The organism is Pararhizobium gei, from assembly GCF_029223885.1.
Taxonomy (GTDB): Bacteria; Pseudomonadota; Alphaproteobacteria; order Rhizobiales; family Rhizobiaceae; genus Pararhizobium; species Pararhizobium gei.
In genome coordinates this window covers 2,116,784-2,142,043 of the sequence record NZ_CP119409.1, presented here as the reverse complement: position 1 = coordinate 2,142,043, position 25,260 = coordinate 2,116,784, and the positions used below count along the sequence as shown (strand labels likewise).

The following is a 25,260-nucleotide window of genomic DNA, read 5'->3' as shown; positions in this document are numbered from 1 at the left end:
GTCTCTTCCTCAAGCCGCCTGAAACGGGCCATTCAGACCCCTATATCCCGGCGCGTAATCAATCGTCGGCCCTTCGGCACGAACACGCTCGCGAAGACGCAGCGGCCGCAGAACACCGTCCACTTCTTCGATATCAATAACGTTCACGTCAACAACCTTGTTGTCGGCAAGGGCTGCTTTTCCGGCAGATTCCAGTGCCGACACCGCTTCGGCATGCCGGGCGACGAAGGCGTCCTGCAGCAGCAGGCCCCAATGTCCGGACGCATCGAGCCACACGGAAACCCCATCCGAAAGTCGATTCGCAGTCAGCACCTTGTCTGCCATTTTACGTCCTCATTTCATCTGTCTGCTTGTGCGGCACATCTGCGGCGGCTCGCGTCGCAACCAGGGATTCCGACCGGGTGAAATTCGCGCCGGCAACAGCATCGCCGATAATCACCATAACGGGCCCTTCGAGATCATCGCGATACTGCAGGTCCGGCAAATCCTTCAACGTGCCATGAAGCAGCTTGCGCCCTGCACGGCTCGCATTCTCCACGACCGCAACCGTGGTTTCGGCAGGAAGTCCAGCCTGCATAAGACGTTCAGCCACGGACGCGGCGACAGTGCGGCCCATATAGACGGAAATGGTTGCACCGGAAATCGCCAGACGGGCCCAATCGGGCAGAACGTCACCGGCCAGATCGTGCCCCGTGGTGAAGATCAGCGACGATGCCACGCCGCGCAATGTCAGCGGCAGTTCGAAATCGGCGGCTGCCGCAAGCGCCGACGTGATGCCGGGCACGATCTCATACGTCACGCCCGCATCGCGCAACGCCGCCATCTCTTCGCCGGCCCGGCCATAGACGAGCGGGTCGCCGGACTTCAGGCGAACCACGCGCTTGCCGTCCTGCCCGAGCTGCACAAGCAGTTGATTGATCTCGTCCTGCGACTTCGAATGGCATCCCTTGCGCTTGCCGACGGACAAACGCTCGGCATCGCGCCGTCCCATATCGACGATCGCCTGCGGCACCAGTGCGTCATAAACGATCACGTCGGCTTCCATCATGACTCGCTGGGCGCGCAGCGTCAGCAGATCTTCGGCGCCCGGACCGGCCCCGACAAGCCAGACATGACCCGGGACGCGGCCGGAGGATTGCAGCAGGCGGGACGCCTCGCGGCGAGCCTCGGCGACGTCGCCTTGCGCCACGCGATCGGCCACGGCTCCGGAAAAAAAGCGCCGCCAGAAAACGCGCCTGGAAACTCCCCGCGGCAGCGCATGCTCGACAGCGTCACGATAGGCCTGCGCCAGCGAAGCAAGCTTGCCGAGCGACGGCGACAGCAACTGGTCGATCTGTGACCGGATCATCTGAGCCAGCACAGGACCGGCACCCTCGGTGCCGATGGCGACCGCGACCGGTGCACGGTTGACCAGCGCCGGCGTCAGAAAGTCGCAATAATCAGGCTGATCGACCGCATTGGCCGGAATTTTCAGCGCGCGGGCCGCCAAGACGATGCGGCGATCCTCCGCAGCATCGCCCGTTGCGGCAAATACCAGCGTCGCTCCGTCCATCTGGGCAGGATCAAACGGGGCCGATACAGCCGAAACACCATTCGCCGAAAGATAATCTGCGAAATGCGGTTCAGGCGCCGTGGCGTAGGCAATGATGTTCGCCTGCGTGTTCAGAAGCAACCGAACTTTAGCGAAAGCCTCTTCACCGTTGCCGAAGACGGCGACGGTTTTTTGGGCAACGCGAAAAAAGGCCGGGAAGACGGTCAGTTGTTCGGTCATGGCGGTCGAAATCTGATCCTGCTGCAGGTTTGCTGGAATATCTCCTTTATTGCACGAAAATTGAAGAAACAGAAATTCCCGCCTTTTTGCCAGGACGTATTGTTTTGCTCGACATCGCGGTTAATTGAGCAAATATCTCCGGGCGGCTGTGACCTTGACGTGGCTCGCGGCCTTTGCATAGTGCTGACGTCCTTCCCCTCTGCCTGCAGAATGCCCTCCCGGAGTACAGACATGACCACCACCGACCTTGCAGAGCGCCTGCTCTCCGTGATTGAAGGGGATATCCTGCCGCTGACAGAAATGGGTGTGAAGGCCGGCAATAAAGTCTTCGGCGCCGCTATCTTGCGCAAGTCGGATCTGTCGCTGGTGATCGCCGAAACGAACAACGAGATCGAAAACCCGCTCTGGCATGGCGAAGTTCATACGCTGAAGCGATTTTACGAGCGGTCAGAAAAACCGGATACGAAAGATCTGATCTTCCTGTCGACGCACGAACCCTGCTCCATGTGCCTGTCGGCTATCACCTGGGCCGGCTTCGACAATTTCTATTATTTCTTCAGCCATGAAGACTCCCGCGACAGTTTCTCCATTCCTCACGACCTGCAAATCCTGAAGCAAGTTTTCCGGCTCGAACCGGGCGGTTATGCCAGAAACAACACCTTCTGGCGCTCAATGGCGATCGGCGATCTTGTTTCAGGCCTCGATGACAAAACGAAGGCCGCGCTGCGTGCGAAGGAGAACCGAATCCGGGAAAAATACACGGCTCTGTCGGAAAGCTACCAGTCCGGCAAGGGCGACAACGCAATCCCGCTGAGCTGACGACAATGCAGCCCTCAAACGATATTTCACGCCTTGTCGAAATCATGGAAGCACTGCGGGATCCGCAGACGGGATGCCCCTGGGACATCGTCCAGACCTTCGAGACCATCAAACCCTATACGCTCGAAGAGGCCTACGAGGTTGCCGACGCGATAGAGCGCAACGATATGGACGATCTTTGCGAAGAACTGGGCGACCTGCTGTTGCAGGTGATCTTCCACGCCCGCATGGCGCAGGAAGCCGGCAGCTTTTCCTTTGGCGACGTGGTGATGGCGATCACCACCAAGATGATCCGTCGTCATCCGCATGTCTTTGCACGCTCCGACGCCGATACGCCGCAGGCGGTCAAGCTGCAATGGAACGAGATCAAGCAGGCGGAGAAAGCCGAGCGTCTTCTGCGACGCGCCGCGCGCGGCTTGCCCGAAGATGCGGACAAAGGCCATCTCGGGCCTGTACAGCGCAGTTTTCCGGCGTTGGTCGAGGCACTGAAGCTTCAGCAACGTGCCGCCAAAGTGGGCTTCGACTGGTCCTCGCCGGAGCCTATCCTCGACAAGATCGAGGAGGAGATCGCCGAACTGCGGGAGGCGCTTGCCGCGAAGGACACAGCAAAAGTGGCCGACGAACTGGGTGATCTGATCTTTGCCGTGGTCAATATAGGACGCCATGTCGGAGCCGATCCGGAAATGGCGCTGCGCGGCACCAACACGAAATTCCGGCGCCGGTTCGGCCATATCGAAACCGAACTCGAATCATCGGGAGAGAGCCTGCAGGAGGCGACGCTGGAGCGGATGGAAGAACTGTGGCAGGCGGCGAAAGCGATTGAACGGCAACTGACGTAATTTCGTTCCGGACGCCGCCCCACCCTGCGAAGATGTTTACCAATCCTGCGCAGCGGCCTTCGGCCCGTGACCCAGCCTGCGCTCAAGCTCTTCCGCTTCGGTTGCCGTCAATCGAAGATCGAGACTGACCGAACCGTCCTCCATATCCTCCCGTCCATCGACGACGGTATGTTCGTAGACCCAGGAGAGCAGTTGCAGCTTGTCTACCGGCAAAACCACCGTGCACTCCGTCACGACGCCGGACAGCCGGCCGCCGATCTCCTCGAGCAGGCGATCCACCCCTTCACCGGTCACGGCGGAGACGGCCACGGTATTGTCGGTGTTCGCTGCCTTGTGAACCAGCACGTCCCGCGCTTCGGCGTCCAGAAGATCGATCTTGTTCCAGACCTCGATGATGCGTTCGGCCCGCGCCTTCTCGTCGATGCCGAGATCGGTGAGAATGCGCAAAACGTCCTGCGCCTGTACCTGGTTATCCGGATCGGCAAGATCGCGGACATGCAGAATCAGGTCTGCTTCCAGAACCTCTTCCAGCGTGGCGCGGAAGGCCGCGACAAGATGCGTCGGCAGGTCCGAAATGAAGCCCACCGTGTCGGAGAGGATCACCATGCGCCCCTGCGGCAGTTTCATGCGGCGCAAGGTCGGATCGAGCGTGGCAAACAGCATGTCTTCAGCCAGAACGCCGGCGCCGGTGATGCGGTTGAAGAGTGTGGATTTTCCGGCATTGGTATAGCCGACCAGCGCCACGATCGGGTGCGGCACCTTCTTGCGCTTGGCGCGATGCAACTGCCGGGTCCGGCGGACCTGCTCCAGCTCTTTTTCCAGCTTGACGATCTTTTCCTGCAGCAATCGACGGTCAGCCTCGATCTGCGTTTCACCAGGACCGCCCATGAAGCCCGCGCCACCGCGCTGGCGTTCAAGGTGGGTCCAGCTGCGCACCAGCCGGCCCTTCTGGTAGTTCAGATGGGCAAGATCGACCTGCAGCGTGCCTTCCCGCGTGGAGGCGCGACGACCGAAAATCTCCAGGATCAGACCTGTCCGGTCGATGACCTTGCAGTTCCATTCCTTTTCGAGATTGCGCTGCTGAACGGGCGTCAGCGGATGATCGACGATCACGAGCCCCGCATCGTGCTCGACCAGCAGATGACCGATTTCCTCGATCTTCCCGGTTCCGAGCAATGTTCCGGGCTTCGGCTGCGCCAGCGGTACGATCATGCCATGCACGACCGTGAGATCGATAGCCAGCGCGAGGCCAATGGTTTCCTCCAGCCGGCTTTCGTCGCTGCGGGTCGAGGTTGCGGCGATGATATCTGCGTTCTGTTTGCCGGTTTTCTTGAGAACCGGGACAAGAACGACGGCACGCATGTCATCGCGGAGCTTTTCGAGCTCCGGGATGATGGACGCCGATTTGGAATCACGTTTGGTAATGTGCTTTATATCCTGTCAGGATGCGGATTCTTCGCTTTCGAACATCTGCATCGGCTGGCCGGGCATGATGGTCGAGATGGCGTGCTTGTAAACAAGCTGCGAGTGACCGTCACGTCGCAGGAGCACGCAAAAATTGTCGAAGGACGTCACAACGCCCGTCAGTTTCACACCGTTGATAAGGAAAATGGTGAGAGAGATCTTCTGCTTGCGAACCGTGTTGAGAAAAAGATCCTGCAAGTTCTGAGAACGTTCCGCCATAGCGCCGATTCTTTCTTATTGTCCGGCTCGATTTAACCGGTTGATTATTTGATCTGAATACCCCGAACGCAGCAAAAAGTTCCCTTACGCGCGTCCCCCGGATTTGGTACCAAATCGCAGTCTTTTCCGCAATCTCGAAAAAGTCTTCGTGAATTTTCTGTGACAGGATGCCTTCTGCAGCGCGCAGATGACCTCATGTCGTCACGCTCGATCCATTCAAACGCCAAGCGACTTCAGTTTTCGATGCAGCGCCGAGCGCTCCATTCCGACAAATTCGGCTGTGCGGGATATGTTGCCGCCGAACCGGTTGATCTGCGCGATCAGATAGTCGCGCTCGAACATCTCTCGCGCTTCCCGCAATGGCAGCGTCATGATGTGCTGGTCTCCCTGCGTGGAAATCTTCGGCAAGCTGTCTCCGACTTCGCTCGGCAACATATCTGCAGAGATCGCGGTGTCGGGTCCGTCACTTCGGGCGAGAATCATCAGCCGTTCGATGTTGTTGCGCAACTGGCGGATATTGCCCGGCCAACCGTGCGACTGCAGCACGGCAAGCGCATCGTCGCCGATCTTGCGGGCCCTGATTCCCGCCTGTTCGCTGATCTGACGCATGAACATATCCACCAGAAAAGGAATATCCTCACGCCGTTCGGCAAGCGCCGGCACGCGAACCGGGATAACCGCGAGGCGGTGGTAAAGATCTTCGCGGAAGGCCCCCTCGGCGATCTGGCTTTCAAGATTGTAGGCCGTCGAGGAAATGATCCGGACATCGACCTTGACGCGCTTGGATCCGCCGACACGTTCGAACTGTTGATCCACCAGTACACGCAGGATCTTGTTTTGCGTTTCGCGCGGCATTTCGCCGACTTCGTCGAGATAGAGAATACCGCCATGCGCCTCTTCCAACGCGCCGGTCTTTCGCGCCTGCCCGGGCGTTCCCTCCGTGCCGAACAAAGCGATCTCCATCCTGTCCGGGGTAATCGCCGCGGCATTCAGCGCAACGAAAGGCCCGCCGACCCGGGTCGATTTGCGATGGATCATCCGCGCCACCAATTCCTTGCCGGAACCCGACGGACCATGGATCATGATACGGCTGTTCGTCGGGGCCACCTTTTCGATAGTCTGGCGCAATTGCGAGACGGCGACGGAGGTTCCGATCAGTTCGACGGGGTCGCCGGACCGCTTCTTCAGTTCGAACACCTCCCGCTTCAGCTTCGAGTTCTCCAATGCCCTCTCGGCGATCAGGATCAGGCGATCGGCCTTGAAGGGTTTTTCGATGAAATCATAGGCGCCGCGCCGGATGGCCGATACAGCGGTCTCGATGTTGCCATGTCCGGAAATCATTACCACCGGCAAGTCCGGATAACGGCTTTTGATCTCGTCCAGCAGCGCCAGACCATCCAACCGGCTGCCCTGCATCCAGATGTCGAGAAAGACCAGGCGCGGCAGGCGGTCGCTGATCGCCTGAAGCGCACTGTCGCTGTCGAACGCTGTGCGGGTTTCGTGGCCCTCGTCGGACAAAATACCGGAGACGATCTCGCGGATGTCCTCTTCGTCATCCACCACAAGAATTTCAGCCGCCATGGGACATATCCTTACTCTGCCTGTCTTCGCTGCCGCCGCCCTGTCCGGCTGGCGGCAAGATGATTTTAATCATGGCGCCATGGCCATTGTCGAAGTCCGCAGGCGCATCATGCAGTTCCAGCTGCCCGCCATGGTCCTCGATGATCTTTTTGACGATCGCCAGACCAAGACCTGTGCCTTTTTCCCGCATCGTCATATAGGGCTCAAGAATCCGATGGCGATTCTCCGATGGAAGGCCTTTGCCGTTGTCGACGATGTCGATGACGAACTGGCCTGTCGTCTCGTCGGACCGGGCCCGGATCATAACGCGGAGATCACCGCGCACGGCGTCCGCCGGCAGCGATTCGATCGATTCAACGGCGTTCTTGATGATATTGCCGAAGGCCTGACCCAGCATGCGGCTGTCCAACGTGCCTTCGAGCGGCTCGTCTCCAAAGTCTCGGACAAAAGCCACATGCGTGTTGCCGATCTCGCGCAGGAAGACGGCATCCTTCAGAATATCCCTGAGGTCGCCCCGCTCCTTGGCAGGCTTCGGCATACGCGCGAAACCGGAGAATTCATCGACCATGCGGCCGATATCTTCGACCTGCCGGACAATCGTGTCGGTGCATTGATCAAAGACGGTACGGTCGTCCTGGTTAATCTGCTTGCCGTAGCGTCGTTTCAGTCGCTCGGCCGACAGTTGGATCGGAGTCAGCGGGTTCTTGATTTCGTGGGCGATGCGCCGGGCGACGTCGGCCCAGGCCGTCGATCTTTGCGCAATCACCAGATCTGTAATGTCGTCGATGGTGATGACATAGGATTCCTTGACGTCGTGTGATTCCTCACGCGTCACCTGCACATTGAGGGTCCGTTCCGTACCCGAGCGCAGAATGTTGATTTGCTTGCGGTAATCGTTGCGGTGCCGGCTGGCGGCCTCGGACAGGACATGGTCGATCTCGGGTGCGACGTCGCCAAGCCTCTTTCCGATCAGTTCAGGAATTGGGCGCGCCAAAAAATGCTCTGTCGAGGAGTTGGCGATGGTAATGCGCCGTTCGTCCTCGACGCCGATGACCGCTGCGGTAACGCCGGACAGCACAGCCTCAATGAACCGTCGCCGATCGTCCATTTCATCCTTGGCCTCGATGATCTGGTCGCGCTGCGTCTTGATCTCGGTGATCATCTTGTTGAAAGTGCGCGACAAGCTGCCGACGTCGCCATCCACCGCATGCACCGGCACCGCAATATTGAGGTTTCCGCCCGCCACACTGTCCGCGGCGCCGATCAGCAGCCGGATCGGGCGGACGATCCGGTCTGCGACCGCAATCGCCGTCCAGATGGCCGCGAGCAGGACAATCAGCGCGAAACCGAGATAAAGAACGCCGAATGCCAATTGCAGGGATGTGCGGCCGGACTCGAGATTTCTGTACTCCGCCGTGTTTTCCTCCATCAGCCTCATCGAGCGCATGACCTTCGGATCGACGCTTCGAACAGTATAGAGATAGGCGCCGTCGATATTATCGACCGGGATGATCACGCCGACCAAATTGGTGATTCCGGGCGGGATCAACGTAGGCTGGCCGGAGGCGGTGTTCAAAAGCGCATCCCTCGGGATGGCCGGCAAGGGACGGTCCGTTGGAATATTGGCCTGGAGAATAGGCGACCCGTTGGCACGGATCAGAAAGGCGCCCAGCATGCCACGACCGCGTGCCTGCCGTGTCATCAGATCGATGAAGCCGGTCCTGTCGAGACTGTAAAGCTGGCGGTTGCGCTCCAGGTCATTGGCCATGGAGACGGTCTGCCCCTGAAGATAGCTCGCATTTTCCAAGACATAGGCCTGCGCGACCTCAAGCGAGGAATTTACAATCGACTGAGTCCTAAGCGAAAACCAGCGGTCGAGACCGACGTCGAGTGTGATGCTGGCGAAAATCGCGACGAGAATGGCAGGGGTGATCGCGACAATGGAAAACAGGGCGACGATCCGCACGTGCAAACGCGCAGCAGCCCGTCCGCGGCTGCGCGCCCGCAGCAGGCGCAGGATTTCACGGCCAATAAGGAACATCAGGCCAACAACAAACAACGCATTGACCGCTGCGGAGCCGATGATGATGTTGGTTTCCGGACGGATAGGCGTCAGGCCGAGAAGAATGAGCAGTGAAGCAATCGCGCAGCCCAGCGCGCCGATGGCAAGAACAAGGCCGGGAAAAGCAAAGGATGCGCGGCGATCGTGGACGACCGCCCCTATCTCATCGTTCGGCACCGGCACCGCAAGCACTTCAGACATTCATCCTCCGCCCGTCACCGTTCGACGGTGCAGGTACTTCGCTTTACGACCAGTCAACGATCTTCGCGGATCGGTTCGCGATCATTGCCGCCTGCAACCCACAGCAAGAATCGTGTTCGGCCAATGTGCTTTTCAAGCAACATATTGTGGCGGAAATGCAACGGCTGCCGTTGTGCCTCAAGCACGCGCGCTGCGATAGACCGAAACTCCGAGTTCCCGGATTTTCTTGCGCAGGGTGTTCCTGTTCAACCCCAGCAGGTCGGCGGCCTTGATCTGGTTGCCTCTGGTCGCCGTGAGGGCCGCGAGAATGAGCGGATACTCCATTTCCGCGAGCACCCGATCGTAAAGGCCGGACGGGGGCAATCCATCGCCAAAGCCTGCGAAATACTGCCGCATATTCTCCTCGACAGCCTGTGAAATCGTCATCGAACCGGACCGGCTCGAGGCCTTTTCGATGGGGCTGTCGGGAATGTCGGCGCGCAGTTCGGCTTCGATGATTTCCCGTGTTATCACATCCTGAGGATAAAGCGCTGTCAGGCGGCGGACGACATTTTCCAATTCCCGAACATTGCCCGGCCAGGGATGCGCTTTCATCAGTTCCAACGCCTCCTGATCGAAGCGCTTGACATCCAACCCTTCCTTTTCGGCCTGCTGGACGAAATGGCGCACCAGATCTGGAATATCCTCGGCCCTGTCGCGCAGCGGCGGAAGCCGCAAAGGCACGACGTTCAGGCGATAATAAAGATCTTCGCGAAAGAGCCCCTGATTGATCGACTGCTTCAGATCCTTGTTGGTGGCGGCGACGATGCGCACGTCCGACCGGATCGGCGTCCGTCCGCCGACTGTCGTATACTCTCCCTGCTGAAGGACTCGCAGAAGGCGCGTCTGCGCGTCCATGGGCATGTCGCCGATTTCGTCGAGGAAAAGCGTCCCCCCCTCGGCCTGCTCGAACCTGCCGGTTGATCGGTTTTGCGCGCCGGTGAACGCTCCCTTTTCGTGTCCGAAAAGCTCCGATTCGATCAGATCACGCGGGATGGCGGCCATATTGATGGCAACGAAGGGACCGTTGCGGCGCTTGCCATAGTCATGCAGCGCTTTGGCGACAAGTTCCTTGCCCGTGCCCGATTCGCCCGTGATCATCAGGGTAAGATCCGTCTGCATCAGACGGGCAAGTACACGGTATATCTCCTGCATGGCGGCGGAACGTCCGACCAGCGGCATGCCGTCCTGCGTATCGTCTTCGACTTTCACCGGCTTGCGTTTCGGCTCGGCCAGCGCACGGCCGATGATGGCGACGAGCTCCGTCAGGTCGAAAGGCTTGGGAAGATAGTCGTAAGCCCCCTTCTCCGATGCCTTGATCGCCGTCATGAAGGTGTTCTGGGCGCTCATAACCAGAACCGGCAGGTCCGGTCTCGCCTTCTTGATTCTCGGAAGGAGATCAAACGCGTTTTCGTCCGGCATGACGACGTCGGTGACCACCAGATCACCATCGCCAGCCGAAATCCAGCGCCACAAGGTGGCGGCGTTAGACGTGATGCGCACGTCGTATCCGGCGCGGCTGAGCGCCTGATTGAGCACCGTGCGGATGGCAGCGTCGTCGTCGGCGACGAGAATGGTGGCGCCAGTCATCGGGATTGTCCTTTTACTGTCAGGGGTTCGCTGTCTTCAGCTGTCGGCCCTTTTGAAGCCGGCATCAGGACGCGAAATGTGGTGCGGCTCGACTGGCTGTCGCATTCGACAATACCGCCATGTCCGCCGATGATCTTGGCAACGAGCGCAAGGCCAAGGCCCGAGCCGTTCGTCTTGGTGGTGATGAAGGGATCGAAGAGATGCGGCACGAGATCGGCAGGAACACCCGGCCCGTTGTCGTGAACGCAGAATTCCAGCGGCAGCGATATCTTTTCGCGCGTTCCTGCAACCGATAGCCGAATTCCCGGCCGGTAGGCTGTTGTCAGCATGATCTCGCCTTCCGGTCTGTCTGCCACAGCCTCTGCCGCGTTCTTGATAAGATTGAGAAAAACCTGAATCAACTGATCGCGATTGGCGTAGACCGGCGGCAGCGACGGATCGTAATTTTCGGTAATCCGGATTTTTCTTGCAAAGCCGGCTTTCGCCACGGCCTTCACATGGTCGAGAACCGAATGGATGTTGACCGGATGGCGATCGACGGGCCGCTCGTCTGAAAACACTTCCATCCGATCGACAAGCGACACGATCCGGTCGGTCTCGTCGCAGATCAGCCGCGTCAGCGCCCGGTCCTCATCGTTGACGGAAGTTTCGAGAAGCTGGGCGGCGCCGCGAATACCTGACAGCGGATTCTTGATTTCGTGCGCCAGCATCGAAGCCAGCCCGGTGACGGATCGTGCGGCTGCACGGTGGGTCAACTGGCGATCGATCTTGTCGGCCATGGACCGCTCCTGAAAGACGACCACCACAGAGCCCGGCTCCGACAGGACCGGCGCAACATAAAGATCGACAAGTTTGTCGGCGCCCAGCCGCGGCGAACTGAGATCAACCCTGTATTCGTTGACGGCAGCCCGGCGCTCGCGCACCTGCTCGATCAGCGTCAGAAGCGGGCTTCCGAACGGAATGAAGGCACTGATGTCATGGCGTGAGAGATAATTGGCGCTGGCGCCGAAGAAAACCTCGGCCTCCCAATTGGCGAAGACGACCAGCCCCTTTTCGTTCACGAGGATGACCGGGTTCTGGATCGCGTTGAGCACGGCCATCGGCAGGCTATCGCCTGGCTTTGCCGCATCCTCATGTTTCTTGCCGGTCATGCCGCGTCCTTCTGTTCTGCGAAACCCGCTCCGGCCGCAATTGCTGCGCGGGTTCGGGACTGAACGCTGTCTGCATCGGTGGAGGTGAGAATCGCCGCCTTTTCCGCTGGCGGCAAATGCGCGGCAAACCGGTCGAGATACCAGCCGATATGTTTGCGCGCATGCCGCAAACCGGCTGCTTCTCCGTAAAATTCGAGCATCATGCCATAGTGTTCCGCAACGATCTCCTGGATTTCAGACACTTCAGGATGGCAGATCGCACCCGCTAGTACCCCGGAATGCCACGGCCGACCCTGGCTGGAGCGTCCAATCATCACCGCATCCGCCCCGGAACGGTTCAGGATGTCCAGTGCGTCGGCTCGCGTTGCCACATCGCCATTCGCAATGAGAGGCACGGAGATGACATCGCGCACCGCGCGGATGGCATCCCAGTCCGCCCTGCCCGTGTAGAACTGCATCCGCGTCCGGCCGTGCACCGTTATCAGCTGAACTCCCGCTTCCTGCGCCCGCCGGGCAATCAGCGGCGCGTTGATAGAGGTCTCGTCCCAGCCGAGGCGCATCTTCAATGTGACGGGGATATCCACGGCTTTGACGGTCGCCTCTATCAGGGACAGCGCGTGATCGGGGTCGCGCATCAACGCAGACCCGGAATAGCCGCCTGTCACCTTCTTGGCGGGGCAGCCCATGTTGATATCGATGACATCCGCGCCGTTATCGGCCGCGATTCTTGCCGCCTGCGCCATCCACTGGGCCTCGCGTCCGGCCAATTGGACCATGTGCGGCCGAATGCCGGAGTTGCGAAGACGCGCCCAGCTTTCCGCGGCGTTGCCGACAAGCTCGCGGCTCGCGACCATCTCGGTGACAACGAGGCCAGCGCCATACCGCCACGCAAGCTGCCGGAACGGCAGATCCGTGACGCCGGACATAGGCGCGAGCACAACGCGGTTTCGAAAAGAAATCCGCCCGACCTGCAGCGGTGATGACAAATCGGGATTGGACAAATGATTATCTTTCGGGCACACGGTCAATCTGCACTATTTTTAGACACAACTCGCAGGCTTGCCAAGCGATTTTGCGCGTTATCGGCAAAATTCGCTCGATAACTGGTAAAGCATCCGCCAGCGGGATAAATCACCATGGCTTGGCGTCGCTCGCCTTTAACACCTGGCTCCATCAGTTTGGAACAACTCCGCAGGCCGACACACCCTTCGGCATGCCATTTGTGGGAATGCCATATCTAAAATGACGAAAAATGACCAGCTTTCCTATGGGATCATTGTTGTTGCGGCTGGCCGCGGTGAGCGGGCCGGATCGCTGCAGGACGGCCCCAAGCAGTACAGGCTTATCGGCGGACGGCCGGTTATCGTCCATACGCTCGACGTTTTTGCGGCATGGCCGGCACAAAAAACCATCATCGTCGTCATTCACCCGGACGACGAAACCCTGTTCGCCGAGGCGGCCAGGCATCTGACTGACAAGAATCTCACAGTCTCCATCGTTCATGGCGGCGCGACGCGCCAGCAATCGGTCCTGGCAGGGCTAAAGGCGCTGGAAAGCTCCGGCGTGACGCATGTGATGATCCAGGATGCGGTGCGGCCCTTTGTCGATCACGCGCTTCTGGATCGCTGCGCCTCGGCTTTTGCCGAGGGCCACGAAGCAGTGCTTCCCGGCCTGGCCGTCGCGGATACGCTGAAGCGGGCAGCCTCCGACGGGACCGTGATCGAAACGGTCGCGAGAGCCGGTCTTTTCGCCGCGCAGACGCCGCAATGTTTTCGCTTCGAAGCGATCCTTGCGGCCCATCAGCGAGCTGCGGATTCCGCCAGAAGCGACTTCACCGATGATGCCGCTCTTGCCGAATGGGCGGGAATGACCGTTGCCCTCGTCGAGGGCTCCGTCGATAATGTCAAACTCACTCTGAAACGGGATATTGCCATGGCAGACGAGAAGCTGAGCCGCGACCTGATGCCGGACGTGCGCACCGGCAACGGGTATGATGTTCACCAGCTCGTTCCCGGCGACGGGGTAACGCTCTGCGGCGTTTTCATTCCGCATGATCAGGCGCTGCTTGGCCATTCAGATGCCGACGTGCCGCTGCATGCGCTCACCGACGCCCTTCTGGCAACCTGCGGCGCCGGCGATATCGGTGACCATTTCCCGCCCTCAGATCCGCAATGGAAAGGTGCTGCCTCGCATCTGTTCGTGGAACATGCCGTGAAAATCGTGCGCGAGCATGGCGGCACAATCATGAACGCGGATATATCCCTGATCGCCGAGGCGCCAAAAATCGGACCGCACCGCCAGGCCATGCGCGAACGTTTGGCAACCATGCTCGGAATTTCGCTGGAGCGCTGCTCGGTGAAGGCGACGACCAATGAAAAGATCGGCTTCGTCGGCCGCAGGGAAGGCATTGCGGCGCTTGCGACGTCCACCGTGGTCTTTAGGGCTCGCGGACGATGAGCGGCTGGCCGGACAATATAGAGCACGAAGCGCGTAGACTGATCGCGTTTCTGGCGAAACGCAGTCTGATGGTGGTGACGGCAGAATCCTGCACCGGCGGCCTGATCGCCGGCGCCCTGACAGAGGTGCCGGGATCCTCCGCGGTCGTGGATCGCGGCTTCGTGACCTATTCCAACGACGCGAAGATGCAGATGCTCGGCGTCGATCCGGCAACGCTCGCAGTGCATGGAGCCGTCTCCCGCCAGACGGCCATTGAGATGGCGCGAGGGGCGATCCTGCAATCGAAGGCACAACTTGCCATCGCCGTTACGGGGATTGCCGGACCGGGCGGCGGTTCGGAGGAAAAGCCTGTGGGACTCGTGCATCTGGCGACGGCTGGACGCGCGGGACTTCTGCAACACCGTGAAATGCGCTACGGCAATATCGGCCGCGACGCCGTGCGACTATCGACAGTCCGCACGGCCCTGGAGATGCTGGGGGAAGCAGCCGGCGAAGACCTATAAATCAGATTTTCGCGTAGACCGCGTCGGCGCGCTTCTCGAAGGCTTCCGTAAACATGCGGAAGGCGCGATCGAACATCGAGCCCATCAGGGCGCCGAGAATGCGGCTTTTGAACTCGTAGTCGATGAAGAAATGGATCGTGCAACCGCCATCCGCAAGTGGCTCGAAGCGCCAGCGGTTGTCGAGATATTTGAACGGTCCATCGATATATTTCACATCGATGGCGCGGTCGGTCTTGTTCAGGAGCACCTGGGTCGTGAATGTCTCGCGGATTGCCTTGTAGCCGATGGTCATATCCGCCACGAGGAGTTCCTTGCCGTCGCGCTCTTTGCGCGAGCGAACCGTCAAAGCGTCGCACAAAGGCAGGAATTCGGGATATTTCTCAACGTCGGCAATCAGAGCGAACATCTGGTCTGGCGAGTGCTTGACGGGCCGGCGGGTTTCGAATTTGGGCATGAATGTCAAATATTCAATGATTTTCGGAAAAACAAGATGGGGAATGCTCCGGCGCCCGCACCCCGGCCGTCAGGTCTGATCGATCAATGCCATGCGGGCCGAAACCTTGCCGACGGGTCGCCAGATCAGCCGCTGAAGCCCGAGCCGCACCAGCCAATCCTCAAAGTACCAACCAATCACCTCCTTGCGACCACTGACAAAGGGCAGCCATGCGCTATCGAGATTGATGAAAGGCAGGAACGGGTTCGGCCGCTGGGAAGCGTAAAGCTCGACCCGCACCGATTTGCGGACGGAAAGACCCCGTGCATGAAACCCGAACGTATCGCCGACGACAAGCGTATTGGCCGACACCGCGAATTTCGTCGGCTCGGGAAGATGAAGCCGCTTCAACGATGCGGCCGGAATACGGAAGGCGCCACCGCCACGCCGCTGCGACGCCAGAACGCTCATGCGCTTCTGCCATGCGAGCCGCCGCGGTGTCAACTTTTGCGATCCGGCGACATAGGTAAACGGCCCCTCGTCCTCTGGCACGTCGTAGAGGAAAAACCAGGCCTTGGCCGTCGAGTGAAATGTATCCATATGCAGATCGGTTTGCGGATCCTTTTCGCCTGGCTTGGCCGTCGGCTCACCGAAGATTGTCTGGATGCTGAGCACGGGTTCCACGTTGAAGCCACCCGCATACCGGATCGGCCCCGTCCATTTTTCGCTTTTCAGAAAGGACCGGAGCACAGGGGAGTTGGCAAGTACATCTGGCGTCAGCGGAATGCGGCGTGTCACGGCGCGGCCCTCCCGCATTTCGCGGGCAGGCGCTTTCAGGGCCTCCACCTCGGCGACCAATGCCTTGAATTCCGCATCGGGTAACAGATTACGGCGCTCCATATAGCCGTTTTCCGCGAAAAACGCCCTCTCCACGTCGGAGACCAAGTGCTTGAGCTTACCGCGGCGCCAGTCGGTGATCCTGGCTGTCGTCTTGACGCGCCACACATGCAGGCCTTTCCGGTTAAGTCGCTCGCTGCCGAGCACCGGGCCGCGGAAATCCTTTTTGCCTGTCACGACTTGCAGGAGGCCGAACGGAAACAGAACTGCCGCCTTAACCCTGCTCATTAGATCGTCTGCCAAGATGACTTACCTCTGTGGACTCGAACCTGATTCTGCGTGCCGGGCTTCAACTGCTATATGGCAGTCAAGCGGCGGTTAAAGCCTGCAACCTTCATGCTGGTCATGCCGGCATTACGGTCCTTCGCTCTCGAGCCGCCTTGAGCCTTGCAAAATCGTCGCCGGCATGGTGCGACGAGCGGGTGAGCGGGCTGGAGGCGACCATCAGGAAGCCCTTGGTGTAGGCGACGGTCTCGTAGGACTTGAACTCCTCCGGCGTCACGAAGCTCATGACCTGGTGATGCTTGCGGGTCGGCTGCAGATACTGGCCGATCGTCAGGAAATCGACATCGGCGGTGCGCAGGTCGTCCATCAACTGCAGCACTTCATTGCGCTCTTCGCCGAGGCCCACCATGATGCCGGACTTGGTGAACATCGTCGGATCGAGTTCCTTGACCCGCTGCAAGAGCCGGACCGAGTGGAAATAGCGTGCACCTGGGCGAACCGTCAGATAATTGCCGGGCACGGTTTCCATATTGTGGTTGAAGACGTCGGGCTTGGCGGCGACGACACGCTCCAGGGCACCGGGCTTCTTCAAAAAGTCCGGTGTCAGGATCTCGATAGTCGTCAGCGGCGACGCGGCACGGATCGCTCGGATCACCTTTTCGAAATGCTCGGCGCCGCCATCGGCCAGGTCGTCGCGGTCGACGGAGGTGATCACGACGTGGGACAGGCCCATCTGCCTGACGGCCTTGGCGACGTTTTCCGGCTCGGCCATGTCGAGCGCGTTCGGCTTGCCCGTGGCGACATTGCAGAAGGCGCAGGCGCGGGTACAGATCTCGCCCATGATCATGAAGGTCGCGTGCTTCTTGTCCCAGCACTCGCCGATATTCGGGCAGCCGGCCTCCTCGCAGACCGTGACGAGCTTGTGCTCCTTCACGATCGACCGGGTTTCGGCATAACCCTTCGATGTCGGCGCCTTGACACGGATCCATTCCGGTTTGCGCAGCATCTCGGTGTCGGGCCTGTGGGCCTTTTCCGGATGCCGGACGCGCGGAGCATTCGGATCGATCGTTGTGCGGTCGAGAATGGTGACCATCGTGACTTCAACTTTCTTGGAGCAATCCAGGCCTTCAGACCGGATAAACGGCCCGCCTTCAGATGGAGGCGAGCCCTACCATAATCAAGCGTTCAGTGCACGCCCATAGGCGTCGAGCACGCTTTCCTTCAGCGTTTCCGAGATCGTCGGATGCGGGAAGATCGTGTGCATCAGGTCTTCCTCTGTCGTTTCGAGGTTCATGGCGACGACGAAGCCTTGGATGAGTTCGGTCACTTCCGCGCCGACCAGATGCGCGCCGAGAAGTTCACCCGTCTTCTTGTCGAAGATCGTCTTGACCAGACCCTGGTCTTCGCCGAGCGCGATCGCCTTGCCATTGGCGACAAAGGGGAAGCGACCGACGCAGATGTCGCGGCCCTGCTCCTTCGCTTTGGCTTCGGTCAGGCCAACGGAGGCGACCTGCGGGTTGCAATAGGTGCAGCCGGGGATCTTCAGCTTGTCCATCGGATGCACATTCGGCAGGCCGGCGATCTTTTCGACGCAGATGACGGCCTCATGCTCGGCCTTGTGCGCCAGCATCGGCGGGCCGGCGACGTCGCCGATGGCATAGACCCCCGGTACATTGGTCTTGCCATAGCCGTCGATGACGATGCAGCCGCGGTCTGTCTTGATGCCGAGCGCCTCAAGGCCCAGGTTTTCGATATTGCCCTGTACGCCCACGGCCGAAATCATCCGGTCGGCGGTGACCTTCTCGACCGAGCCGTCCTTCTTCTCGACGTGGGCGGTGATCGAATTGGCTGATTTCTCGACCTTCGTCACCTTGGCCTCGAGGATGATCTTCATGCCCTGCTTGTCGAACTGCTTCTTGGCGAAGGCGGAGATCTCGGCATCCTCGACCGGCATGACCGTCTTCATCACTTCGACGACCGTCACATCGACGCCCATGGTTCGATAGAAGGAGGCAAACTCGATACCAATGGCGCCGGAGCCCATGACGAGCAGCGATTTCGGCATTTCCTCGGGCTTCATTGCCTCGAAATAGGTCCAGATCAGCTTGCCATCCGGCTCGATGCCCGGAAGCGCACGTGGGCGTGCACCGGTGGCGACGATGATGTGCTTGGCGGTGTAGGTGCCCTCGCCCAGCGTGTTCTTCGGAATCGGTCCCTGCGGCTGCACGATCGGCTTGGTGGTTTTGGAAACGACGATTTCGTTCGGTTTGGTGAGTTTCGCCTCACCCCAGATAATGTCGACCTTGTTCTTCTTCATCAGAAAGCCGACGCCGCCGTTCATGCGCTCGGCAATGCCGCGCGACCGCTTGACGATCGCCTGAAGGTCCGGCGAAATCTTGCCTTCGAGCGTCAAGCCGTAATTCTTGGCATGCTCGGCCAGATGCAGCACTTCCGCCGAGCGCAGCAGCGCCTTGGTCGGAATGCAGCCCCAATTGGAGCAGATGCCCGCCAGATGCTCGCGCTCGACCACGGCCGTCTTCAGGCCGAGCTGTGACGCACGGATGGCTGCAATATAGCCGCCGGGGCCGGAACCGATAACGATGACGTCGTAGGAATTTGCCATTCTTGTTTCCTGCCTCTTTCTTAGGTTCTGTCCCGGGCCAGCAAGACCCAGTCATGCCTTTTTAAATCTTCAAAGAGCGGCACGGCCGGAAGCCTCGCCTTCTCCGCAAATCCGCTCGCCGCATAGAGCGCCAGCGCCGTATGATTATGGCTTTCGGTGATCAGGCTCACCTGCCTGCCGCCCGCCTTGCCGATCTGGTCGGCGATCAACGCCCGACCTATACCCTTCCCGCGATGATCCCGGTACACAGCCAGGCTGTCAATGAACCGGCTGCCGATCACTCTGACCTGCAAATCCAGCAGCGGCTTGATCACCGGATGGGATGCTGCGATCTCGCGCACGCCGTCGTCCAGGTCATAACCGATTGCAACGCCGGCGATCTCGCCACTCCATTCCGCCAGCATGGCATCCCTCCAGGCGCCCGGCTCGTCATCCATTCGCATGCGCGCCCGGCCCTGCTCCAGGGCGGTATCCCTTTCGCCCCGCCTCACCGCTGTGTGCCAGAGCCATGTCGCAAAACCGTGCGACGCGATCTCGACGAGCACCGCCAGTTCCGCCGCATCGCTCCGTCGCGCTGCGCGCAGTACCGGCAAGGTCATAGCCCAAGCATCATCCGCGCCAACGGTTCCAGGCCGCGTCCAACCGCACGCGTATTTTCGGCATCCATGTGAACCCCGTCGAGCGGCGTCGTTTTCGCGACGGAACCGGCATCGAAGAAGCCGCAGCCCATTTCATCGGCCAGATCGGCATAGAGCGAGGCAAGCATCGAGGATTGCTCGATCGCCCCGGAAAACATGCCCGCAAAATCCGCATTCGCCGTCTCGCAGATTGCCGGCGGTGCAACGATCAGGATTTCCGGCGCCTCGGCCTGCACGTTCGGCCAGTCGTGATGCCAGACAAGCTTGACCAGCCGCTGAATGCCTTTGAGCGCACCAACAGCGGTCCCGTGGACTGTCGGCTTCATGTCATTCGCGCCGAGCAGGATAATCACCAGATCGATCGGCGCATGGCTTTGCAGGATGGTCGGCAGCACACGCGCGCCGTTGCGATCGCAATCGGCCAGATAGTCGTCATAGGCGGTGGTGCGGCCGTTCAGCCCTTCGGCAATGACATGGACATCCTTTCCCAGCGACGCCTGAAGCGCGCTCGGCCAGCGATCATTCAGCGCATGACGCCCGCCGGTTTCCGCATCATACCCCCAGGTCAGACTGTCTCCGTAGCAAAGGACTGTCTTCATATTGCTCATGGGCTCGTCATTTCCTATCGATCAAATCAACGGCGCCCGTTGACCCCGTCACTTGCTCTTGATCAGATCTTCAATCTTGCGCTCCAGTTCAAAGATGCGCTCCTCGAAATCACCAGTGACGAATTTCGACATCATCTTATTGCCGTGAGTGCGTGACGAATGGTTTTCTGGCCGCTTTCCAGCTTGTCCAAACGTTGTCGCACCTCGGCGAATTGCTCGTTCATCTCGTTGCGCATCTCCCGCAGCAAGGGGACAATCATGCTCTCCGGTTCTTTCGCCATTGGATATCTCCTTCACAGCTTTCCATCGTTGCCAGGAAATCTGATATGGCGATGCAGAAGCCAAGTGTCACGGCCACTGCATCAAAACATGAAAAGCAGTCCCCCTCACCGCAAGTGGGAGGGAAACTTTATCACACCAGCATGCCCATCGGGTTCTCGATGTAGCGCTTGAAGGCCCCGAGCAGTTCAGCCCCAAGCGCGCCATCGACGGCCCGATGGTCCGTGGAGAGCGTCACGGTCATGACATTGGCGACGACCATCTGGCCCTTCTTGACGACAACGCGTTCCTCGCCTGCCCCGATCGCAAGGATCGTCGCATGCGGCGGATTGACGACGGCGGCGAAGTTCTTGACGCCCATCATGCCCATGTTTGACACGGCGGTGGTGCCGCCCTGATACTCTTCGGGCTTCAGCTTGCGGGCCTTGGCGCGGGCGCCGAGGTCCTTCATCTCGTTGGAAATCGCCGACAGGCTCTTCAATTCGGCACTGCGGATGATCGGGGTGATCAGGCCACCCGGGATCGACACCGCCACGCCGACATCGGCATGCTTGTGCTTGACCATATTGGTGTCCGTCCAGGAGACATTGGCATCCGGAACGTCGCGCAGAGCAAGAGCGAGCGCCTTGATGACCATGTCGTTGACGGAGATCTTGTAGCCCGGCTTGCCGTCTTTTTCCGGTGCAGAGGCGTTGATCTGGGCACGCAGGGCCAGAAGCGCATCCAGTTCGCAATCCACGGAGACGTAGAAATGCGGAATGGTCTGCTTGCTTTCCTGGAGCCGCTTGGCGATCGTCTTGCGCATGCCGTCATGCGGCACGAGTTCGTAGGAACCTTCGGCGAAATTCTTGAGAACGGCTTCCTCGGATGCGCCTTTTGGCAAAGGCGCGGCGGCCGGCGCCGGAGTGGCAGAAGGAGCCGGTGCTGCTGCTGCAGGCTTTGCGCCGCCACCGGCAACTGCGGCTTCCACGTCCTTCTTGACGACACGGCCATGCGGGCCTGTGCCGGAAATCGCCGATACGTCCAGACCAGCATCCTTGGCCAGGCGGCGTGCGAGCGGCGAGGAAAAAGTCCGGGCGCCCGTCGATTCCGATACTGTAGCGGTTTCCGGTGCAGCGAAAGGCACTGCCTCGGTCTTCGCCGGCGCAGCCTCGGCCTTCGCAGCTTCAGTCTTCGCAGCGGGTGCAGCTCCACCACCGGAGGCGGCCGCGGCAACGTCTTCGCCTTCAGCAGCCAGAATTGCGATCAAGGCATTGACCTTGACGCCTTCGGTGCCGGCGGCAACGACGAGCTTGGCGACAATGCCCTCGTCGACCGATTCGACTTCCATCGTCGCCTTGTCGGTTTCGATCTCGCAGAGAACGTCCCCGGAGGAAACCTTATCGCCTTCCTTGACCAGCCACTTGGAGAGGTTTCCCTCTTCCATGGTCGGCGAAAGGGCGGGCATGGTGATATTAATGGGCATTGTGCTTCTCTCCCAAATTTCCCGGATGTTTTCCCAGCCCGCATTTGATCATGATAAAGGCAAACAGTCCGAAATTTTTCCAGTAATCTTCATGAGGGTCGAGGACGTCACGCCGAACAACAGCTGCTTCCAATATCCGACGTCGGACACTGATTTCCGCAACCTCTTGCCTTGCCCAGCTGGAAAGAGTGATCCCTTTTTCGAACTGGAAACTTGCACATGCGAGTTCAGCGGCGGCCTTCGACAACGACGCATCAATAAAAATTTGCACCTTGTCGTTTTTCACCACGAAATCCCCGCTCGCAACCCTCACCTGTAGCAGACGGTCTTCACCGCCTGGACGACTTCGCCGACATTCGGCAAAGCCAGTTTTTCGAGATTGGCGGCATAGGGCATTGGCACGTCCTTGCCGGCGATCGTCAGGATCGGCGCGTCGAGATAGTCGAAGGCCTGCTGCATGACGCGGGTGGCGATCTCGGTGCCGACGGAGGACTGCGGATAGCCTTCCTCGACGGTGACCAGACGGCCGGTCTTCTTGACCGATTCGATGATGGTCGGCAGGTCCATCGGACGGATGGTGCGCAGATCGATCAGTTCGACGTCGATGCCGTCCTTCTCCAGTTCGGCGATGGCTTTCAGTGCGTAGGTCATACCGATGCCGAAGGAGACGATCGTCACGTCCTTGCCTGCCTTGTGGATGCGCGCCTTGCCGATCGGAAGCACGAAATCGTCCAGTTTCGGCACGTCGAAGGAGTGGCCGTAAAGGATCTCGTTCTCCAGAAAGATGACCGGGTTCGGATCGCGGATTGCCGCCTTCAGCAAGCCCTTGGCGTCGGCAGCCGTATAGGGCATGACGACCTTGAGACCTGGGATCTGGCTATACCAGGCTGCATAATCCTGGCTGTGCTGCGCACCGACGCGGGCTGCGGCGCCGTTCGGACCGCGGAAGACGATCGGCGCACCCATCTGGCCGCCGGACATGTAGAGGGTCTTGGCGGCCGAATTGATGATCTGGTCGATCGCCTGCATGGCGAAGTTGAAGGTCATGAATTCGACGATCGGCTTCAACCCGGCCATCGCCGCGCCGACGCCGACGCCGGCAAAGCCGTGCTCGGTGATCGGCGTATCGACAACGCGGCGGGCGCCGAACTCCTGAAGCAGGCCTTGCGTGATCTTGTAGGCGCCTTGATATTCCGCAACTTCCTCGCCCATGACGAACACGTTTTCGTCGCGGCGCATTTCCTCGGCCATGGCATCGCGCAGTGCTTCGCGCACCGTGGTGGAGACCATCTCCGTGCCCGCGGGAATATCCGGATCGGCGGCCGCCTCGGCCTTCGGTGCGGCAGGCACCTTCGAATCGGCTTTTGCGCTCGGTTCGTCGCTTGATTCTCGCGCCTTGCCGCCTGCTTCGCCGGATGTGGCTGCCGGCGTTTCCGCATCGGCCTTGGGTGCCGCCGCCTTCGGTTCGGCCACCGCATCGGCGCTTTCGCCGTCCTGCAGCAGAATGGCGATCGCGGTGTTGACTTTGACGCCCTCGGTTCCGGCTGCAATCAGCAGCTTGCCGATCACGCCTTCATCGACGGCCTCCACTTCCATGGTCGCCTTGTCGGTTTCGATTTCGGCGATCACATCGCCGGAGACGACCTTGTCGCCTTCATTCTTCAGCCACTTGCTGAGGGTGCCTTCCTCCATGGTCGGAGAAAGGGCAGGCATGAGAATTTCGATGGGCATGGTTGTCCTCCCCGGATTACAGCAGGATATCGGTGTAGAGCTCGGACGCATCCGGCTCCGGGTCGGCCTGTGCGAAATCGGCGCTGTCGGCGACGATGTCGCGGACGTCCTTGTCGATCTGCTTCAACTCGTCCTCGCTTGCCCATCCCTTTTCAAGGATGCGCGTCTTGACCTGCTCGATCGGATCGGATTCAGAGCGCATCTTCTGCACTTCGTCCTTGGAGCGATATTTCGCCGGGTCGGACATGGAGTGGCCGCGGTAGCGATAGGTCTGCATTTCCAAGATGATCGGACCATTGCCTTCGCGGCAATGCGCCACGGCCTCGTCGCCGGCAGCCTTTACGGCACGGACATCCATGCCGTTGACCTGGAAACCGGGGATACCGAGCGCCACGCCGCGCTGCGAGAAATCATGCCCCGCGGACGCGCGCGACACCGAGGTGCCCATGGCGTAGCGGTTGTTTTCGACGATATAAATGACGGGCAGTTTCCAGAGCGCAGCCATGTTGAAGCTCTCGTAAACCTGGCCCTGGTTGGCCGCGCCGTCGCCGAAATAGGCGAGCGAGACATTGTCGTTGCCGCGATAGCGGTTGGCAAAGGCAAGGCCGGTTCCAAGCGAAACCTGCGCACCGACAATGCCATGGCCGCCGTAGAAATTCTTTTCCTTGGAGAACATGTGCATCGAGCCGCCCTTCCCCTTGGAAAGACCGCTGCGCCGTCCGGTAAGCTCGGCCATGACGCCGCGCGCACTCATACCACAGGCCAGCATGTGACCATGATCGCGATAGGCCGTGATGACCTGGTCGCCATCCTTCAGCGCCATCTGCATACCGACGACGACGGCTTCCTGGCCGATGTAAAGATGACAGAAACCGCCGATGAAGCCCATACCGTAGAGCTGTCCGGCCTTTTCCTCGAAACGGCGAATCAGGAGCATTTCGCGATAGGCCTTGAGATCGGCGTCACGATCGAACTCTGCAACGGCGCCGTTGACATAGTCCTGTTTGGCGGGCTTTGCCGCAATCTTGCGGCTGGAAACGGGCGCGTTATTTCGCGGTGCCATTCATTCCTCCCTTGGTTTCCTTTTGAGGGTACCATAGGCAAAGAATGCCGCCGCAGCAATGCCATATTTGCATGGCTTGTATTCACTACAAGTTATTGTAAATTAACAAAATAATTTGATTAACTGGATTTCGGTTAATACGACTATTCAATGAAAAATTACGATCTCGTCGGTGCGGGACATATTCAGCCCGAAGCGGGCTTTCTCGTCCAGCATGTCTCTTTCCAGAGATCCGTCGCTCAACAGTGCAACTTCCTTTTCCAGGGTGACGCGCTGCCGGGTCAGTTCATTGAGACGCGCCTGTCGCTCTGTGCGTTGACGGTCGAGTCTCTCCGTTGCTTTCAGGCCGAACTCGCCGTGGACCGAGTGATAGCCAAAATAGGAAAGGAAGGCGACGGTGAGGAGCGGCATGACAAACCGTCCCAGCTTCCGTTTCTTGTGATGTTTGGTCCACATGGTTCATGCCCTGATACGCAATACCAGAATGAAGCTAGCAGCCATTGATTAACCGAGCGTTGACCATACGCTCGCAAACGAGAAAACCCGCATCCGTTTCCGGATGCGGGTTTTCTCGTTTGCTGCCGTCATCCTTGGGCTTGTTC

25 protein-coding genes are annotated in these 25,260 nt (G+C 59.7%); 4 read left to right on the top strand and 21 right to left on the bottom strand.

The window, feature by feature from the left end:
• Positions 1-9: 9 nt before the first annotated feature.
• The gene (locus PY308_RS10565; protein WP_275790927.1) at positions 10-324 is read right to left on the bottom strand and encodes a DUF2849 domain-containing protein; all 315 of its coding nucleotides are present in this window, start codon (positions 322-324) and stop codon (positions 10-12) included.
• 1 nt (position 325) lies between these two features.
• Complete coding sequence (gene cysG / locus PY308_RS10560; RefSeq protein ID WP_275790926.1) at positions 326-1,771, bottom strand: siroheme synthase CysG; 1,446 nt, start codon at positions 1,769-1,771, stop codon at positions 326-328.
• 231 nt (positions 1,772-2,002) lie between these two features.
• On the opposite strand from cysG, the gene PY308_RS10555 reads away from it, so the two are divergent.
• Together PY308_RS10555 and mazG are read left to right on the top strand one after the other, a co-directional pair.
• Positions 2,003-2,590, top strand: a complete 588-nt coding sequence (locus PY308_RS10555; protein ID WP_275791084.1) for a deaminase — start codon at positions 2,003-2,005, stop codon at positions 2,588-2,590.
• A 5-nt stretch (positions 2,591-2,595) separates the two neighbouring features.
• On the top strand, positions 2,596-3,429 hold the full coding sequence (gene mazG, locus PY308_RS10550; RefSeq protein WP_275790925.1) for a nucleoside triphosphate pyrophosphohydrolase: 834 nt from the start codon (positions 2,596-2,598) through the stop codon (positions 3,427-3,429).
• Between the two features lie 36 nt (positions 3,430-3,465).
• Here the strand turns inward: mazG and hflX are convergent, their stop codons facing one another.
• The 7 genes from hflX to dusB form a co-directional block, all read right to left on the bottom strand.
• A complete protein-coding gene (gene hflX, locus PY308_RS10545; protein WP_275791083.1) occupies positions 3,466-4,863 on the bottom strand; it encodes a GTPase HflX in 1,398 nt (465 codons plus the stop codon).
• Between the two features lie 6 nt (positions 4,864-4,869).
• Positions 4,870-5,112, bottom strand: coding sequence for an RNA chaperone Hfq (gene hfq, locus PY308_RS10540; protein ID WP_018325164.1), 243 nt, complete (start codon positions 5,110-5,112; stop codon positions 4,870-4,872).
• Positions 5,113-5,328: 216 nt separating this feature from the next.
• Positions 5,329-6,693: a nitrogen assimilation response regulator NtrX gene (gene ntrX, locus PY308_RS10535; RefSeq protein WP_275790924.1), complete on the bottom strand. Its 1,365-nt coding sequence runs from the start codon at positions 6,691-6,693 to the stop codon at positions 5,329-5,331.
• Positions 6,683-8,956: a sensor histidine kinase NtrY-like gene (locus PY308_RS10530; protein WP_275790923.1), complete on the bottom strand. Its 2,274-nt coding sequence runs from the start codon at positions 8,954-8,956 to the stop codon at positions 6,683-6,685. The genes ntrX and PY308_RS10530 overlap by 11 nt, the downstream gene beginning before the upstream one ends.
• A gap of 177 nt (positions 8,957-9,133) precedes the next feature.
• Positions 9,134-10,585, bottom strand: a complete 1,452-nt coding sequence (ntrC, locus tag PY308_RS10525) for a nitrogen regulation protein NR(I) (RefSeq protein ID WP_275790922.1) — start codon at positions 10,583-10,585, stop codon at positions 9,134-9,136.
• Positions 10,582-11,736: a two-component system sensor histidine kinase NtrB gene (locus PY308_RS10520; RefSeq protein ID WP_275790921.1), complete on the bottom strand. Its 1,155-nt coding sequence runs from the start codon at positions 11,734-11,736 to the stop codon at positions 10,582-10,584. The genes ntrC and PY308_RS10520 overlap by 4 nt, the downstream gene beginning before the upstream one ends.
• Positions 11,733-12,758, bottom strand: a complete 1,026-nt coding sequence (gene dusB, locus PY308_RS10515) for a tRNA dihydrouridine synthase DusB (protein ID WP_275790920.1) — start codon at positions 12,756-12,758, stop codon at positions 11,733-11,735. Before dusB ends, PY308_RS10520 begins: the two co-directional genes overlap by 4 nt.
• A 220-nt stretch (positions 12,759-12,978) precedes the next feature.
• Here dusB and PY308_RS10510 point away from each other — a divergent pair, with 220 nt between their 5' ends.
• Positions 12,979-14,193: a bifunctional 2-C-methyl-D-erythritol 4-phosphate cytidylyltransferase/2-C-methyl-D-erythritol 2,4-cyclodiphosphate synthase gene (locus PY308_RS10510; protein WP_275790919.1), complete on the top strand. Its 1,215-nt coding sequence runs from the start codon at positions 12,979-12,981 to the stop codon at positions 14,191-14,193.
• Positions 14,190-14,696 (top strand): CinA family protein, encoded by a 507-nt coding sequence (locus PY308_RS10505; RefSeq protein WP_275790918.1) that lies wholly within the window; start codon positions 14,190-14,192, stop codon positions 14,694-14,696. Before PY308_RS10510 ends, PY308_RS10505 begins: the two co-directional genes overlap by 4 nt.
• Position 14,697: 1 nt before the next feature.
• Here PY308_RS10505 and PY308_RS10500 read toward each other — a convergent pair whose 3' ends face one another.
• From PY308_RS10500 to PY308_RS10445, 12 genes are all read right to left on the bottom strand, one after another.
• On the bottom strand, positions 14,698-15,150 hold the full coding sequence (locus tag PY308_RS10500; RefSeq protein ID WP_275790917.1) for a type II toxin-antitoxin system RatA family toxin: 453 nt from the start codon (positions 15,148-15,150) through the stop codon (positions 14,698-14,700).
• A gap of 69 nt (positions 15,151-15,219) precedes the next feature.
• On the bottom strand, positions 15,220-16,269 hold the full coding sequence (locus tag PY308_RS10495) for a phytanoyl-CoA dioxygenase family protein (RefSeq protein WP_275790916.1): 1,050 nt from the start codon (positions 16,267-16,269) through the stop codon (positions 15,220-15,222).
• Positions 16,270-16,369: 100 nt separating this feature from the next.
• On the bottom strand, positions 16,370-17,344 hold the full coding sequence (lipA, locus tag PY308_RS10490) for a lipoyl synthase (RefSeq protein WP_275790915.1): 975 nt from the start codon (positions 17,342-17,344) through the stop codon (positions 16,370-16,372).
• Positions 17,345-17,428: 84 nt separating this feature from the next.
• Positions 17,429-18,874 (bottom strand): dihydrolipoyl dehydrogenase, encoded by a 1,446-nt coding sequence (gene lpdA / locus PY308_RS10485; RefSeq protein WP_275790914.1) that lies wholly within the window; start codon positions 18,872-18,874, stop codon positions 17,429-17,431.
• A 20-nt stretch (positions 18,875-18,894) separates the two neighbouring features.
• Positions 18,895-19,473 (bottom strand): GNAT family N-acetyltransferase, encoded by a 579-nt coding sequence (locus PY308_RS10480; protein WP_275790913.1) that lies wholly within the window; start codon positions 19,471-19,473, stop codon positions 18,895-18,897.
• Positions 19,470-20,111, bottom strand: coding sequence for an SGNH/GDSL hydrolase family protein (locus PY308_RS10475; protein ID WP_275791082.1), 642 nt, complete (start codon positions 20,109-20,111; stop codon positions 19,470-19,472). The genes PY308_RS10480 and PY308_RS10475 overlap by 4 nt, the downstream gene beginning before the upstream one ends.
• A 140-nt stretch (positions 20,112-20,251) precedes the next feature.
• On the bottom strand, positions 20,252-20,401 hold the full coding sequence (locus PY308_RS10470) for a hypothetical protein (RefSeq protein WP_275790912.1): 150 nt from the start codon (positions 20,399-20,401) through the stop codon (positions 20,252-20,254).
• A gap of 131 nt (positions 20,402-20,532) precedes the next feature.
• Positions 20,533-21,864, bottom strand: coding sequence for a pyruvate dehydrogenase complex dihydrolipoamide acetyltransferase (locus PY308_RS10465; protein WP_275790911.1), 1,332 nt, complete (start codon positions 21,862-21,864; stop codon positions 20,533-20,535).
• Positions 21,854-22,150 carry a hypothetical protein gene (locus PY308_RS10460; RefSeq protein ID WP_275790910.1) on the bottom strand — a complete coding sequence of 99 codons (297 nt, stop codon included), beginning with the start codon at positions 22,148-22,150 and terminating at the stop codon, positions 21,854-21,856. The genes PY308_RS10465 and PY308_RS10460 overlap by 11 nt, the downstream gene beginning before the upstream one ends.
• Positions 22,151-22,173: 23 nt before the next feature.
• Positions 22,174-23,595: a pyruvate dehydrogenase complex E1 component subunit beta gene (locus tag PY308_RS10455; RefSeq protein ID WP_275790909.1), complete on the bottom strand. Its 1,422-nt coding sequence runs from the start codon at positions 23,593-23,595 to the stop codon at positions 22,174-22,176.
• 16 nt (positions 23,596-23,611) lie between these two features.
• On the bottom strand, positions 23,612-24,658 hold the full coding sequence (gene pdhA, locus PY308_RS10450) for a pyruvate dehydrogenase (acetyl-transferring) E1 component subunit alpha (RefSeq protein ID WP_275790908.1): 1,047 nt from the start codon (positions 24,656-24,658) through the stop codon (positions 23,612-23,614).
• A 147-nt stretch (positions 24,659-24,805) separates the two neighbouring features.
• The gene (locus PY308_RS10445; RefSeq protein WP_275790907.1) at positions 24,806-25,114 is read right to left on the bottom strand and encodes an FtsB family cell division protein; all 309 of its coding nucleotides are present in this window, start codon (positions 25,112-25,114) and stop codon (positions 24,806-24,808) included.
• Between the last annotated feature and the right edge of the window lie 146 nt (positions 25,115-25,260).